The sequence below is a fragment of the Curtobacterium salicis genome (assembly GCF_011759505.1).
GTDB lineage: Bacteria > Actinomycetota > Actinomycetes > Actinomycetales > Microbacteriaceae > Curtobacterium > Curtobacterium salicis.
Window position 1 is genome coordinate 34,017 of sequence record NZ_JAAOYO010000005.1, and the last position, 15,513, is coordinate 49,529.

Annotated in this window: 11 protein-coding genes; 2 read left to right on the top strand and 9 right to left on the bottom strand. The window is 72.3% G+C overall.

Annotated elements, in window-relative coordinates:
* Nucleotides 1–100 precede the first annotated feature (100 nt).
* Both E9228_RS15090 and E9228_RS15095 read right to left on the bottom strand, forming a co-directional pair.
* Nucleotides 101–1,108 carry a sugar phosphate isomerase/epimerase family protein gene (locus tag E9228_RS15090; RefSeq protein WP_166781377.1) on the bottom strand — a complete coding sequence of 336 codons (1,008 nt, stop codon included), beginning with the start codon at nt 1,106–1,108 and terminating at the stop codon, nt 101–103.
* Nucleotides 1,105–2,328 (bottom strand): Gfo/Idh/MocA family protein, encoded by a 1,224-nt coding sequence (locus E9228_RS15095; protein WP_166781378.1) that lies wholly within the window; start codon nt 2,326–2,328, stop codon nt 1,105–1,107. The genes E9228_RS15090 and E9228_RS15095 overlap by 4 nt, the downstream gene beginning before the upstream one ends.
* A gap of 113 nt (nt 2,329–2,441) precedes the next feature.
* Here E9228_RS15095 and E9228_RS15100 point away from each other — a divergent pair, with 113 nt between their 5' ends.
* Together E9228_RS15100 and E9228_RS15105 are read left to right on the top strand one after the other, a co-directional pair.
* Complete coding sequence (locus tag E9228_RS15100; RefSeq protein WP_166781379.1) at nt 2,442–3,527, top strand: substrate-binding domain-containing protein; 1,086 nt, start codon at nt 2,442–2,444, stop codon at nt 3,525–3,527.
* Nucleotides 3,528–3,724: 197 nt separating this feature from the next.
* Nucleotides 3,725–4,552: an NPCBM/NEW2 domain-containing protein gene (locus tag E9228_RS15105; protein WP_166781380.1), complete on the top strand. Its 828-nt coding sequence runs from the start codon at nt 3,725–3,727 to the stop codon at nt 4,550–4,552.
* Between the two features lie 51 nt (nt 4,553–4,603).
* On the opposite strand, the gene E9228_RS15110 is transcribed toward E9228_RS15105, so the two are convergent.
* From E9228_RS15110 to pstA, 7 genes are all read right to left on the bottom strand, one after another.
* Nucleotides 4,604–5,611, bottom strand: a complete 1,008-nt coding sequence (locus E9228_RS15110) for a glycosyl hydrolase family 18 protein (RefSeq protein ID WP_166781381.1) — start codon at nt 5,609–5,611, stop codon at nt 4,604–4,606.
* 53 nt (nt 5,612–5,664) lie between these two features.
* Nucleotides 5,665–6,531 (bottom strand): phosphate ABC transporter ATP-binding protein, encoded by an 867-nt coding sequence (locus tag E9228_RS15115; RefSeq protein WP_166781382.1) that lies wholly within the window; start codon nt 6,529–6,531, stop codon nt 5,665–5,667.
* A 50-nt stretch (nt 6,532–6,581) separates the two neighbouring features.
* Nucleotides 6,582–7,610 carry a sortase gene (locus tag E9228_RS15120; protein WP_166781383.1) on the bottom strand — a complete coding sequence of 343 codons (1,029 nt, stop codon included), beginning with the start codon at nt 7,608–7,610 and terminating at the stop codon, nt 6,582–6,584.
* Nucleotides 7,611–7,698: 88 nt separating this feature from the next.
* Nucleotides 7,699–9,756 (bottom strand): Ig-like domain-containing protein, encoded by a 2,058-nt coding sequence (locus tag E9228_RS15125; RefSeq protein WP_166781384.1) that lies wholly within the window; start codon nt 9,754–9,756, stop codon nt 7,699–7,701.
* A 67-nt stretch (nt 9,757–9,823) separates the two neighbouring features.
* Entirely contained in the window at nt 9,824–12,433 is a 2,610-nt protein-coding gene (locus E9228_RS15130; RefSeq protein ID WP_166781385.1) for a hypothetical protein, read from the bottom strand.
* Complete coding sequence (gene pstS / locus E9228_RS15135) at nt 12,430–14,154, bottom strand: phosphate ABC transporter substrate-binding protein PstS (protein WP_341849910.1); 1,725 nt, start codon at nt 14,152–14,154, stop codon at nt 12,430–12,432. Before pstS ends, E9228_RS15130 begins: the two co-directional genes overlap by 4 nt.
* Nucleotides 14,151–15,512: a phosphate ABC transporter permease PstA gene (gene pstA, locus E9228_RS15140; RefSeq protein WP_208386340.1), complete on the bottom strand. Its 1,362-nt coding sequence runs from the start codon at nt 15,510–15,512 to the stop codon at nt 14,151–14,153. Before pstA ends, pstS begins: the two co-directional genes overlap by 4 nt.
* Nucleotide 15,513 lies beyond the last annotated feature (1 nt).

Consider the following 15,513-nt stretch of genomic DNA (forward strand, 5'->3'; position numbering starts at 1 on the left):
TGTCCGGCGATGCTACAACGGCCGAGTGAGCGCAACCGGAGGATGCGTCACCGAACGCGTCGTCCGGACGGGAGGCCCGTCACGCGCCGCCGCCTCACCGTCACCGCGCGCCGTCCCCGCGTGCCGCCTCGGCGGCGAGCAGCACCTCGGCGGCCACGGCGACCCCCTCCTCCCGCCCGAGTTCGGTGTCCTCGTGCTCGATGTTGACGAGCATGTCCGGGTCGACCTCGTGCAGGGCCCGGAGGAACGCGGTCCAGAACGCGGTGTCGTGCCCCTTGCCGAGCGCGACGAAGTCCCACGCGGACGGCTTCGGCCACTCGTTCGCCCACTCGTCCCCACCGAGGTTCGTGCGCGGCTCCTCCGGGGACAGGCGCCGGAACGAGTTGTCGAGCACGCCGTTGACCGCCGCGTGCGGGTTGATGCGCACGTCCTTCGCCGCCGCGTGCAGCACGAGCGGTCCGAGGTCGCGGACGACGGCCACCGGGTCCATCTGCTGCCAGAAGAGGTGGCTGGCGTCGAGTTCGACACCGACGTTCGTCAGTCCACCGCGGTCGACGAGCTCGCGGATCGACGCCGGGTTGAACACGAGGTTCTGCGGGTGCAGTTCGAGTGCGACGTGCACACCGTGCTCCCGGGCGAGGGCGTCGATCTCCTGCCAGAACGGCACCGCGACGCTCCACTGGTGTTCCAGCACGTCGAGGGCTGCGGAGTTCCAGGCGTTCACGACCCAGTTCGGACGTGTGCCGCCGGGCTCCCCCGCGGGCAGGCCGGACATCGTCACGACCCGGGTCTGCCCGAGCCGTGCGGCCAGTCGGATGCTGCGTCGGACGTCCTCCGCGTGCGCCGACCCGATCGACGGGTCCGGGTGCAGCGGGTTGCCGTTGCAGTTGAGCCCGGCGATGGACACCCCGGTGCCGTCGAACCGCGCGAGGAAGGCGTCCCGTGCGGTGTCGTCCGTCAGGATCGCGTCGATGTCGGGCACGTGCACCGGGGGCAGGAACCCGCCGGTGTTCAGCTCGATGCCGGTGAGCCCGGCCGCCCGGATCGCCACGAGGGCGTCCTCGAGGGACCGGTCGTGGAAGACGGCGTCGTACAGCCCGAGCTTCATGCGCTGACCGTCACCGTCGTGTCGGCGGTGGGGCGCGCCTCCAGGACGACCGCCCGGCCGCCGTCCGCGGCCGACGCGGCGACCGCGGCCAGGACCTCCATGTTGTGCACGCCGTCGTGGAACGTGGCGTTCTGCGGGAGCGGGTCGGCGACACCGGCGACCTCGTCGAGGAACGCGCGGGCCTGCACCTCGAACATCTGGTTCTGTCCCCAGCCGACGCCGGGAGCGTCGATCGCCATCCCGCCGGCGACGTACGGGTGGTCGGGGCCGAGGACGACCTGCCGGAACCCGCCGAGTCGGCTGCCGTCGCGGCGGAGCGCCAGGGCGATCTCGGACGGCCGCTCCTGGTCCCAGCGCACGGCCCCGTTCTCGCAGGACACCTCGACCACCAGGCCGTTCGGGTGTCCGGCCGCGACCCGCGAGACCTCGAGGGATCCGACGCCGGTGCCGAACCGGGCCGAGAAGGTGGCGTAGTCGTCGTTCTCGACGCGCGCGGTCTCCCCCGTCACCGCTGCCGCCTGCCCGCGCAGGGCGTGCCCGGCGGCCACCGGCCGCTCGGTGATCTCGGTGGCGAACAGCCCACCGCTGACCTGGGCGACGTCGCCGGCCAGGAACTCGGCGATGTACGTCAGGTGCGATCCGACGTCCGCGAGCGCACCGGTGCCGGGAGCACCGGCGTACCGCCACGAGAACGGCACCTCGGGCGAGGAGCCGTAGTCCGTCCAGTACCGACCGGAGAGGTGCAGGACCCGACCGAGCGTGCCGTCACCGATGAGCTCGCGGATCGCGGCGAGGCCCGGCGCGCGGCGGTAGGTGAAGCCGATCCGGGCGACGATGCCGCGCTCCGCCGCACGGTCGGCGGCGGCGGCCATCGCGCGGGCGTCCTCGAGCGAGTCGGCGAGCGGCTTCTCGCAGAGGACGTGCTTGCCGGCGTCGAGCAGCCCCTCGACGATCTCGCGGTGCAGGCTGTTCGCGACCACGACGCTGACGACGTCGATGTCGTCCGCCGCCGCGATCGCACGCCAGTCCGTGTCGTGTCGCTCGTACCCGAACCGCCGGGCCGCCTGCTCGGCGAGCGGTTCGTACACGTCGCCGACGGACACGAGCCGGACGGGCGGCAGGACCGGGTCGAACAGGGTCGGGGCGGTCCGCCATGCCGCCATGTGGGCCTTGCCCGCCATGCCCGCTCCGATGACGGCGACGCCGATGGGCTCGCTCATGTGCACTCCTTCGTGACGCGGTGACTCGCTTTTCTGGAACGTTCCAGAGCGAGTGGCTACACTGTAGGCGCAGGCACCCATGTCCTGTCAATCCCCGATCCGGAGGAGTACCCGTGGCCGCGCGACCGCCGACGATCATCGACGTCGCCGCCCGCGCCGGGGTCTCGAAGTCACTGGTCTCGATGGTGATGCGCGGCGACCCGGGCGTCTCCCCGGCCCGCCGAGCCGCCGTCCTCGCCGCCGCCGCCGCGCTCGGCTACCGCGTGAACCGCGCCGCCGCGATCCTGGCCGGCACCCGGACCGGCACCGTCGGCGTGGTCGTCGACGACTTCCGGAACCCCTGGTACGTCCCGATGCTCGACGGCATCCGCCAGGTCCTCGCCCCACGCGGGCTCCGGCTCACCCTGGCCGACGGAGCCGCCAACGCACACCTCGGCGCCTCGCCCTTCGACGACCTCGTCTCGCTGCGTGTCGACGGCGTCGTCCTCGCCGCGGAGTCCCCCGCCGGCCTCGTCGTCCCGGACGGGCTGCCCGTCGTCGTCGCCGGCGAGCGCGCCGTCCGCCCCGCGGACACCGACACCGTCGCATCGGACGAGGCCGCGGGCGGGCGACTCGCGGTCCACCACCTCGTCGAGCTGGGACACCGTCGGATCGCCCACCTCACCGGGACGGGAGGCTCGGCCACCGCCCGCCGCGTCGCCGCCGTCGCCGAGATGGCCCGGTCCGGCATCACCCCCGTCGTCGCCGGTGACGAGGGCACCGACGAGGCCGCCGGTCACCAGGCGGCGCGAGCCGTCCTCGCAGACCACCCCGGTGTGACCGCGCTCTTCGCCGCGAACGACGTCATGGCGATGGGCGCGATGGCCGCCGTGCTCGAGGCCGGTCTCCGGGTCCCGCAGGACGTCTCCGTCATCGGGCACGACGAGACCCCGTTGGCGTCGTCGCCCCTCGTCCGCCTGACCACGGTCGACCCGCACAACGACGAGGTCGGTCGGCGGGCGGCGGTGCGGCTGCTCGAGCGGCTCGACGCTGTGGGCGGGGGTGCGGCGGCGGGTGTGGACGGGCGCGCGGCGGCGGGTGTGGACGGGCGCGCGGCGGCGGGTGTGGACGGGGCCGCGGCGGCCGCCCTGACCCCGGTGCGGTCGCTCGTCGACCCGACGCTCGTGCTCCGGGGCACCACGGCGCCGCCGCCGTCGTGACCGGGTGACGGCACGACCCGAGGACTCGCGCGGAACGGACGAACCGAGGGGTCGACGGAACGCGTGGTGCCCCACCTTCGGGGGCATCTGCCCAGCGACCCGACGTTCCCTCAGTACCCTCGGACCGCCGACCGTCGTCGGCGATCCGTCCGGCGGGGGCCGTGCGGATCCCACATCGCCCACGGAAGGACGATCCCATGACCATGTCCCACGGACGGACGCGGCCCAGCCGCACCTCACTCGCCATCGGCGCGGCAGCGTTGGCCGTCGCCACGCTGCTCGGCACCGCTGCCCCGGCCCAGGCCGCGCCGGCATCCTCCTCGATCACGATCACCGGTCTGAAGAGCTCGAACGGCACGCAGTACATCAAGGGCGGCAAGCTGACGATCTCGGGGAAGACGTCGACGAGTCTCCGGAAGCGCACCCTGACCGTCTCGCTCTCGCGCGGCAGCAAGACCGCGGCCCTGAACATCTCGACACGCGTCTCGGCCGCGAGCCGGTTCTCCGTCACGGTCCCGGTCAACGTCGACGCCGGAACGGTGAAGTACTCGTTGCGCTACGCCGGCACCAAGACGGTGAAGCCCGCCTCCGCCACGAAGTCCATCACGGTCCTGCAGTGGTTCCCGCTCGTCGACCAGGACGAGGTCGACGAGTCGTGGCTCTGGTCCACCGGCTCCGCGTCGGTCGCCGGGAAGAAGTACTCCGATCTCCTGGCCTCGGGCAGCCTCTACGGGAACAGTTCCGCGTACGCCGAGTACAACCTCGGGTACCACTGCTCGAGCTTCTCGGCACTCCTCGGCCTCACCGACCAGTCGTCCACGAACGCGCTGGCGGAACTCGCCGTCAGCTCTGACGGGATCCAGCGGTCCTCCCGCCGGTTGACGGTCGGCAAGACGGCACAGGTGACGGTGGACCTGTCCGGTGCGTTCCGGCTCCGACTGGATGCCAAGTCGCTCGCGGACGCCACCTCGTACGCCGCGTTCCCGGGAGCCCAGGTCCTCTGCAACGCCGATCCGTCGAACTGAGTCGGAACCGCCAGCTGACGCGCCGTCGCGACCCGTGGTCGCGGCGGCGCGTCAGCGCTCGGGCAGCGCCGACAGGTTGAGCGACCACATCGCGACGCCGTGCACCCCGAGCTCCTGCGCCAGGTCCCGCCGCGCCGCGTACGACCGGTCGTCGGACCAGTGCAGCTGCTGTCCGTCGTCGAGCGTCGCCGACCACTCACCGGTGCGGTCGGACCACTCGGCCCGGTCACCCGCCATCACGGCCGCCCGCGCGGCCGGGATCGGTGCGCTGCCGGCACCCGGGCCCCACGCGTAGCCGTAGCCCGCGACGCCCACGTCGATGCGGTCCGTGGGGAGACCGCCCGCGATCGCCGTCCGCACGGCCTTCCGCGTCCACGGCAGCGCCCCGACCGTGCCGGGGCCGCTCCACGGGCCGTGCTGGTCGTACGTCATGAGCACGGTCCGGTCCAGGTGCGGTGCGAGCCCGGACAGGTCGTAGCCGCGCGCCCGGTACTCCGCCGGGTCCGTCGACGCCATCATCGCGATGGAGACCTCGGCGTCGTCGCCGAGCCGGTCGCGCACCGCGGCGCGGAGTTCCCGGGTGAACGTGACGAGGTCCGCGCGGTCCCGGCTGCGCATCGACTCGAGGTCGATCTGGACGCCGTCGGTGCCGAGGCGCGCAGCCAGGTCGACGAGCTCCCCGACGACCCGCTGCCGGTTCGCGGACGAGGAGAGCAGCGCAGTCGCACCCTCGGGCGAGAAGTCCCCGATGGTCGAGGAGTAGTTGCTGAAGAGGACCTCCGTGCGGGCGCCGGCGTGCGCCGCCACGCCGACCAGGTGTCCGACATCGCCGGAGGTCGCGAGCAGGTGGGTCCCGTCGTCGGACAGGCCGGCACCGTCGACGCCGATGACCCGGGCTCCCCGATCGACCGCCGTCCGGACACGGCCGGCCGCGCCGCCACCGGGTTCGACGTAGCCCTCGACGCCCCGACCGTCACCGTGCGGGGCGGCCGCGCTGCAGCCGGAGAGCACGAGGGCGGCGACCGCCACGGTCGCCGCGGCCGCTGTCATCCGTCGCATCACCCGACGACCGTAACGGGTCGACCGGCGACGGAGCAGGGAACGACGGTGGCCTACCCGAAGCGACCGTTGACGTAGTCCGCGGTCCGCGCGTCCTGCGGCGACCCGAACATCGCCTCGGTCGGTCCGTGCTCGACGATGGCGCCCGGCGTCCCGGCCTCGGCGAGGAAGAACGCGCACCGGTCCGACACCCGCTGGGCCTGCTGCATGTTGTGCGTGACGATCACGACGGTGACGTCCTGTGCCAGCTCGGTGATCGTCTGCTCGATCCGACGGGTCGAGGTCGGGTCCAGCGCGGAACAGGGCTCGTCCATGAGCAGCACCCGCGGCCGGACCGCCAGCGACCGCGCGATGCAGAGACGCTGCTGCTGCCCACCGGACAGCCCACCGCCGGCCTGGCGGAGCCGGTCCTTCACCTCGTTCCACAGACCGGCCTTGGTCAGGGTCTCCTCGACCAGGTCCGTCTTCGCCCCCTTGTCGAGCTTGATGCCGGTGAGGGCCAGGCCCGCGAGCACGTTGTCGGCGATGCTCATCGCGGGGAACGGGTTCGGCTTCTGGAACACCATCCCGATCTGACGACGGGCTTCGGTGATCCGGCGTGAGGCGTCGTAGATGTCGACGTCGTCGAGCAGGACCTCGCCCGCGAGCGACGCGCTCGGCACCAGCTCGTGCATCCGGTTCAGGGTGCGGAGGAACGTGCTCTTGCCGCAGCCGGACGGCCCGATGAGCGCGGTGACCCGGCCGGCCGGCATCGTGAGGGAGACCCGGTCGAGCACCTTGTGGTCACCGAACCAGGCGGAGATCTCGCGTGCGTCGAGGGTGGCGGGGGCGATCGTGGGGATCGACTCGGTCGTGGCGGCCCCCGTGTCGGGTGCGAACCAGCTGTCGAACTCGTCGGCCAGTGCGGCGGTGTCGGTCATGGTGCCTTCTTCGGTCATGGTGTCGTCTCGGGGCCGGGTGGAGGCGCCGGTCACATCAGGTTGGGGAGCAGGAGCGTGAGCTGGGAGGCGGCGAAGAGCCCGACGGCGACGACGACGGGGACCGCGACCACGAACGTCTGTCGACGTCCCCAGAGCCGCATGCCGACGGCGAAGAGCGCCACCATCCCGGCCAGCACGAGGAGCCCGAGCACGAGGAACGGCCAGACCGTGCCGTCGCCGGCCATGGTCAGCTCACGCGGCTGGAGGCTCGAGTAGCCGAAGGCGGGCGCCGGGGTGGGTGCGGCGTCCGAGAGCAGCTCCGCGTCGACGCGCACCACGGTGTCGGGCAGGAACGGCAGCCCGGCGCCGGACACGAGCGTCAGTCGGCCACCGTCGGCGGCCATCGGTGCCGGGACGGGGTCGCCGGTGCGGCGGACGTCGGTGACCCGGTACCGGGCGGTCCCCTGCCCGGTGGTCGCGGTGACGACGTCGCCGCGACGCAGCTCCGCGATGCGACGGAACGGCCCGCCGTACGCGGTCTGCCGTCCGTAGACGACGCTCGCGCCGGACTGGCCGGGGAGCGGGGTGTCACGACGGTGGCCGGGGCCCGACCGGGTGACGTCCGAGGTCGTGCCCTGGAGCACCACGGACCGGAGGCCGATGGCGGGGACGCGGAGGATCGCGACCGGCGTCCCGTCCTCGATCAGTCGTCCGTCGGCGCCGGTCTGACCGACCGGTGCGGTCGCGTTCGCCAGCTGGTACCGGAAGGAGTCCAGGGCGAGCTGCTGGTCACGGACCTCCGACACCTGGGACACCCCGATGAACTGGAGCGCGAACCCGACGAGGAGCAGCCCGACCACGACGACGGCCGATCCGCCGAACCGCCAACGGTCCGGCTCTCCCAGCACCGGGAGAGCACGGGCCGCGGGGCCGACGGGTTCTGGTGACCAGCCGCTGGTGGGACGCGCGACGGCGGGGCGTCGGCGCGTCGGGCGTCGGAGGACCGGGCGGAGGAGCGACGCGCGGCGGCGCGGCTCACGGCCGGGCCCACGTCGGGGGCGGGAGGGGGTGCTGGTCATCGTCTCGTCCGTCGAGGGTGGAGGGGCAGTGCGGGGGGGGTGGAGGGGCCCGGCCGGCCGAGGGGAACGGCCGACCGGGCGAGGGGTGTTACTTGGTGACCTTCAGGGTCGCCGCCTTGCTGGTGGCCTTCCACGTGGTGCTGCCGCCGTAGCTGACGGTCAGCTTGTGCGTGCCGGCCTTGAGCTTCGGCAGGGTGATGCTGACGCGGCCGTCCTTGGTCGAGAGCTTGCCGGAGGAGAGCTTCTTGCTGCCCTCCTTGACCGTGACCGTGCCGGCCGGGACGGAACCGGTCCCGGTGACCGCGACGATGACCTTGGCGCGGGCCGTGGTCTTGACCGACTTGATCGTGTTGACCTTGAGGGTCGCGGTGCCCTTGGCGGCCTTCACGGTCACGGCGGGGCTGGTCGCGGTCGAGCCGGAGCCGGCCGCGACGTAGACGCCGACGAGCTTGTACGACGCGGTCTTCGGGACGAACGAGACCGTGGCGGTGCCGGATGCGGTGACCTTGGCGGTGCCGAGGGTCGTCGTGCCGTTCTTCAGCGTGACGGTGCCGCCTTCCGCGGTGGCACCGGTGACCGTGACGGTCACCTTCGCCGTCTTGCCGACCGTCAGCTTCGGCGCGGTCACGGCGACGGCGGTCGCCGGGGCGACCGTCACCGTCGAGGCGGCGGAGCTGCTCGAGGCCACTCCGGCGAGTGCCGGGATGAACTGGGCGGTGACGGAGGCGGTGCCGGCGGGCAGGGTGACCGCGGCGGTGCCGCTGTTCATGCCGCGGGCGATGGTGCCGGTGCCGACGACCGCGTCGCCCTTGAGGATGCGGACGGTGCCGCCACCGGCGCCGAACGAGTCGACCGAGACCGACGCCGAGACGGCCTTGCCGGCCGTGGCGGTGGCGGGGACGGACAGCGTCGTGGTGCTCGGCGACGCGCTGATCGAGCGCAGCTGGTCGTAGCCGCAGGTGCTCGACGGGGTGGTGGCCGGCTCCGGGAGGAAGCCGTACGCACCGATCGTCGCGACCTGCTTGCAGACGAGCGAGTCCTTGCCGATGAAGGTCTTGGCGATCGCGCTGGTCGGGTCGTCGGCCAGACGGGACGGCACGATGTTGTAGACGTCGCGGACGAAGCCGGCGTAGGCCGGGTTGGTCTGGTAGGACGCCCCGCTGCCGGTGGTGGCGGCGGTCTGCTTGCCGTCGACGATGCTCAGCGGTGCGAGCACGACGCCGTGACGACGGTCCGTGACGGCGCCGACGCCGTTCGCCTGGGCGACCCACTGGCTGACCGAGAACGGTGCGATGGCGAGCGTCGAACCGGACGTGCTGTCGATGATGGCCTGGCCGTTGTGCTCCTCGATCGGCTGGTCGCCGACCTTGTCGGAGACGAACGGGCTGGTCGAGGTGAAGCCGGAAGCGTCGGTGAGACCGAGCTTGCCGAGGAAGTAGCTGCGCGTGCCCGAGCCGAACTTCGGCAGGAGCGGCTTGATCTTCGCCGCCGTGGTGCCGTCGGGGCCGGTCGCGGTCGAGCCGACCGAGTTGTACGACTTGTCGGCGTTGAAGTACGCGTAGGTGACGTCGCCGCGGTACACGTTCCAGAGCGTCGGGGCGTTCTTGGCCTGCGTGCCGTCTCCGACGAAGAAGGGGACCTTCGCGAGCGCGCTGCCCGGGGCGTAGGCGACGTCGACGGCGTCACGGGCGTAGGGGACGTACGCGACGACGCCGTCGGCCGCGGCGGCCGCGGGGCCGCTCGACGAACGGGCGAAGTCGAGCTGCCCGACGACCGAGGAGTCGATCGTCGTGCTGGAACCGTCGGCGAGCGCGACACCGGACTTGTTCGCGATCGCACCGATCGCGACGAGCAGGGCGTCACGGCCGGCGCCGGAACCGGAGACCCGCGGGATCGCCTTGCCACCGGCGCGCGTGACGACGCTCGGGCCGGCGTTGGCCGCGTCGTAGGAGGCGATCTGGTTGCCGCCCACCGCCGTCGCGATGCCGTTCATGACGTCCTGCGTGGTGTCCGAACCGAGTCCGACGAGGGTGCCGAACGCGTTGTTCGCCGGGTCCGCCTGGGCGGCCGGCACGGAGAGGGCACCGACGATCAGGGCGGTCGCCCCGAACGTGACGCCGATCTTGCAGAAGGTGTTGACCTTCATGGCAGGTGGTTCCTTTCGTGGGTTCCGACGCCGCCCAGGTGGCAGCAGTCGATGGGGTGGAACTCGGTCACACGTGGGCGGCGGCCAGCATCGCCAGCCTCCGGCCACGGCGGATCAGGAACGGACCGATGCCGAGGGCCGGCAGGCCGGCCCCGAGTGCGGCGGCGAGACCCATGCGGGTCACCGCCAACGGCTGGTCCGTGGTGCGGTGGTCGGGCCCCGACTCGGGGGCCGCCGCCTGGTCGACGTCGTTCGTCGAGGGCTGCTCGGCCGCGGCGGGGGTGACCGCCGTCGGGAACGAGCTCGTGGGGTTCGTCGTCGTGCCGCCCGTGAGGTCGGGGCTCGCCGGCGTCTGGTCCTCCGGCGCCGAGACCGGCGGGGCCTCCGCGGTGGGCGTCGCCGTCGGCTCCGCCTCCGGCGCTGCTGCCTCGGGGCAGACGGCGGTGACCGCCGCCTGGTCGACGAGCCGTGCTGCGACGGTCGTCGCGTCGGTCACCATCGCCCGCGGGAGCGGGACGTAGCCGCCGGGGAGTTCACCCTGCCGCTCCCCCTGGACCTGTCCCTTGCCGGCCGCGTAGTCGATGAACTGCGCGTACGCCCGTCGTTCCTCCGCCGAGGAGGCGCAGACGTTCACGGCCGCGTAGCTGAGCATCGAGAGCGGGTAGGCACCGGGGGTGCGGTCCGCCGGGTCGGCGACCACGACACCGGGGGTCGTCGACTTCTGCATCGTCGCGATCCCCGCGGCGACCGACGCCGGGGTCGGTGCGACGGCCTCACCGGCACCGTTGACGATCTTCGCCGTGGGCAGGCTGTACCGGGCGGCCGAGGCCGCGTCGGTGATGGACAGCAGGAACCGGCTGCCCGGCACCTGGGCGCCGAGGGACGTGTAGCCCTTCGGTTGTCCGAACGGGTTCCAGGAGTCCTTCTCGTTCGGGTCCGCCTTGAGCGTCCGGTAGGCGCCCTCGTGCATGTCGTTCATGTACGGCCGCATGTCGAGGGTGCCGTACCCGGTCTCGTCGGGGTCGCCGCCCTTCGCGAGGGTCAGGTCGGCCTTCGGGAAGCTGTCGACGGAGGGGTCCGTGCCGAGCGCCAGGGGGCGGTAGGACGGGTTGATCCGCATGCCCCACTCGTCGGGTCGACCGTCGAGGAAGGCGGCGGCGACCGGGTCGGACCGCAGCCAGCCCCACACCCGGGCGTTGGCGTCGGCGTTGCCGAGGGCGACCATCAGGCCGGCGGGCGCCGTGTCGCTCTTCGACCCGACGAACGTCGGGTTGAGCGCGAGGAACTCGGGGTCCGTCACCAGACTCGCGGCGTTCCCCTGGATGGTCGGCTCGCTCGCACCCCGACCCGGCACGTCCGCCTGGTAGGACTGCGTGAGCAGCTTCGCGACGAGGCGTGCGTCGAGGGTCAGGTCGAGGGCCTGGAGGCCGTCCCGGACCTTCGCAGGCGCGTCCGGGTAGAGCCTGTAGTCGATGGTGAACGCGATCACGATCGCGGACTGCGCCACCGGCGCGTAGCTGATGGTCCGGTCCTTCGCGTCGGCTGCGCTGAGCGGCGCCGTGACGAGGGCGAGCCGGGAGGCGCCGTCCACGTCCGACACGATCTGGTTCGCGGCCTCGCCGTCACCGATCTGGGAGAACCCGTACGTGGTGCCGAGACCGCAGAGCGCGGGCTGCCAGGCGGTGACCGCCTCGGTGGCCGTCTCGGACCCGACGAGTCGCTGCTCGGCGTTCCCGATCGGGCAGGACCGGGCGACGGACTGGAAGCCGAGCGGGAACACCACGCGGTTCCGCCACGCGGACGCCGACAGCGGTGAGCCGGTGACCCGGCCGTCCGCGCTCGAGTCCGCCGTGGTGCCGTCGAGGTTGTGCGAGCCGCGCGGGACGACGACGAGCCAGCAGGACCGGGGCACGGTGCCGCCGGTGGCCGCGGCCGCGTCCTGACCGCACCCGAGCTGCGGTGCCTCGAGCCCGGACTGGGTCTCGAACGTCACCTGTCCGGTGCCGTCGCTGGCGGTGCGGGCAGCGGTGACCTCGTTCGAGGAGTTCGCGTCGAACTGCTTGGACAGGTCGATGGTGGTCTTCGCGAGCGTGCCGTCGACCGCACGGAACGGCATCCGGTAGGCCTTGAGGAACGGGTTCTCGACGGGCGGGTCGAGCATCAGGTCGGGGTCGGCCTGGTCTCCCGTGAGGGTGGGGTCCTGCGCCGGGTCGTCCCCGCGCACCAGGTCGCGCTTGGCGGCGCCGACACCGGTCCGGCCGCTGATCGCCGCGGAGGGCGCGCCCCAGACGCACTGCTGCGGCGACGGGCCGGCGGGCTCGTCTCCCCAGCACTGCATGATCTGCATGTAGTCCGTGGCGTACTGACTCGGCGACGTGGCCTTCGCACCGGTCCAGCTGACGGTGATGCCCTGGTCGGTGAGGTCCTTCGTCTGGCTGACCGAGAACGTCATGCCGGAGAACTCGCCGGCATCCGGGTCGGGCGTGCCGTCCGGGTCCTGACCGGCACCGATGGCGGCCTGCGCGTCCGTCCACGTCTGGGTGACGGCGGAGCTGTCGGTCGGTCCGGTGGCCGATGCGGGGACGGTCATCACGAGGAGCGAGCCGGCGACCGTGGTGGTCACGACGCCGAAGGCCAGGGCGGCCGATCCGAGTCGGACGAGGTGTTGGTTCTTCACTTGCGGAGCCTCCCTCGGGAGATCAGGACGCCGATGAGCGGCGGCAGCAGCACGAGGGCGAGCAGTGCCGCGACGGCGACGAGCATCAGGGTCTGGCGGGAGCTCCAGCCGTGCAGGGCGTCGACCGACACGGGCAGCGCCGCGACGTTCTGGCAGACACCGCTGTCGGCGTCGCACTGCACCGGGGAGCCGTTGTCCAACGCGGTCGTGGTGCCACCGGAACCGTTCGTGCCACCGCCGCTGGTGCCACCGGACAGCGACTTGCCGCCGGAGGACCCGGAGCCGCCCGAGCCCGACGTCGAACCGCCGGTCGTCCCCGGCGCACCGCCGCCGCTGCCGGAACCGGACCCACCGGAGCCGCCGGAGCCGGACGCGCCGCCCTTCCCACCGCCCGAGGAGCCGGACTGCGTCTGGGTCGGGTTCTCGGTGTTCTTCGCGCCGCCCGTGCCCACGGTGCACTGCGCGGCGCCGATCTTGTCGCAGGCCGGCGGCTGCGGAGCCTTGGCCGCGAGGGTGTTCGTGCCGTCCGCCGAGAACGTCGGGTTGTTGCACTTGCCGATGTCGATGTCCTTCGCCACGGCGCCCGGGATCTTCCGGACCTGGTCGAGACCGGCCTGCACCAGGTTGATCGGCAGCGGCGAGTACCCGAGGACCTCGGCCTGCTGCTGCCCCTCGCACAGGAAGTAGTAGTCGAACGCGGCGAGGGTCTTGCCCTTCGCCGGTGTCAGGCTCGCGTCAGTCGTCGTCGGGATGACCATGTACGAGTACGACGACAGCGGGTAGGTGCGGGCGTCCGGGTTGTCGTAGACCCCGTCGAGCACCTGCGTCAGGTACGAGGACGACGACTTGTCCTCGTTGATCTTCGCGCCGAGCAGCCCGACGGCCACGTTGGACGCCGTGGGCTCGACGTAGTAGCCCGCCTTGTTGAGCACCTTGGCCACCGGGTAGCCGGTCTTCAGCGCGTAGGAGTACTCGACGTACGTGATGGTGCCGACGTTCGCCTTCTGGGCGACGTAGCCGGAGACGCCCTGCGAGTTCGGCTGGGCGATGAAGCCCTTGCCGGGGATCGTCGGGTAGTTCGACGTGATCCCGCAGGGCAGCGGGCGGCCGGCCTGCTTGCAGTAGGCGTCCCACTCGGCCGGGTACTTCTTGCTCAGCCAGGTGGTGAACTGCGCGGTCGATCCGGACCCGTCGGAGCGGACCACGGGCACGACCGGACGCTTCGGCAGCACGAGGCCGGGGTTGTCCGCCTTGATCGCGGGGTCGTCCCAGCTGGTGATCTTGCCGGTGAACACCCCGGCGAGCACCGGACCGGAGAGCCGCAGGTTGGTGATCTGCTTGCCACCGGAGCTGAGGTTGTACATGAACGAGGTGCCACCCGCGACGACGGGCATGTAGGCGTACCCGACGGTCGGCGGAGCGTCGGTGACGCCGCCGTCCTTGATGCCGTAGGGGATCTCCGACACGGCGAAGTCGACGGTGCCGGCCTTGAACTGGTTGCGGCCGTCGGAGGACCCGGTGCTGGCGTACCGGACCTTCATCCCGTACTGCTGGACGTTGACCGCCCACTGCTGGATGGCGACGGAGCTCCACGACGACCCCGCACCGGAGATCGGCACGTAGTTCTCGGCCGCGGTCGCACCGACGGCGGGCAGGGTCGTGAGGGCCAGCACGGCGGCGGCCAGGAGCGCACCGAGCGTGCGTCTTCTGCGGGTGGTCACGAGGGGTCCTTCGGGGAGGAGTCGGTCAGGCGGGGGCTGATGCGGTCGACGTGGTGGTCGACGAAGCGACGGACGGACAGGGCGGCGGGGGTGAGGGCGTGGACGCCGCGGCGGACGAGTCGTCCGGTCGCGCGGAACCGCTCGTTGCGGCGCTCGCGGGTGGTGACGGTCTGCGCGCCGATCACCCGGGCGATGACGAAGAGCACGAGGACCAGCGTCATGAGGACCGCGGCGGCACCGAAGCCGCGGGCGATCATGTTCGGTTCGGGCGACTTGACGAACTCGAAGATCGCCAGGGGCAGCGAGATCATCGGGCCGTTCGTCGGGTCGATGTTGAGGTCGGGTGCGTAGCCGGCGGTGAGGAGGACCGGGCTGGTCTCGCCGATCCCCCGCGCGGTGGCGAGGATGACGGCGGTCACGAGACCGGACCGGGAGGTCGGCAGGACGACGCGCCACACGGTCTGCCACTGCCCCGCACCCAGGCCGATCGAGGCCTCCTTGAGGGTGGCCGGGACGAGTCGGAGCACGACGTCCGCCGACCGGATCATGATGGGGAGCATCATCACGCTGATCGCGAGCGACGCGGCGAACCCGGACTTGTCGACGCCAAGGCCGACGATGACGCTGGCGTAGATGAACAGGCCGGCGACGATCGAGGGCAGCGCGGTCATCGCCTCGACGATGGTGCGGACGAACCGGGCGAAGGGCCCGGGCACCTCGGTGAGGAAGAGCGCGGTCGTGATGCCGAGCGGCACAGTGATGAGCAGTGCGATCGAGATCTGGATCAACGACCCGGCGATGGCGTGCAGCACCCCGCCGGAGGTCATCGGGTCGAGCGGCCCGGTGAGCGCCATGTCCTGTGTGTAGAAGTTGAGGTGCGGCAGGGCCTTGGTGGCCCGGACGATGCTGAAGCCGACGACGAAGACGAGGGTCGCGACGACCACGAACGCGAGCGAGTGGACGCCGGCGGCGATCACTCGGTCACGGACGACGGCGGCGCTCTCGCTCGTCGCCACCAGGAGCGCGTAGAACACCAGGTACATCACGTACGCGACGGCGGCGAACGCGATCGGCCCGGACACGGGTGCCAGGTCGGTGAAGACGACCACCGTGACGGCGATCGACGCCAGTCCCGCGCCGAGGTGGCAGAGCACGTCGCTGATGCGGACGCCGTGCACACGGCGGACCTCCGGGCCGCGGTCGGGGTCGGACGACCGCTCGGCGAGCGGCAGGACGGTCCCCGAGCCGGACCCGGCCGGTTCGCCGGCGGTCATCGGGCTGGCCGGGACGGCGGGCCGCGGCGGCACCGTGGGCAGGACCTTCGTGGCGCCGTCGGGCGCCTGGGTGGTGTCGGTCATG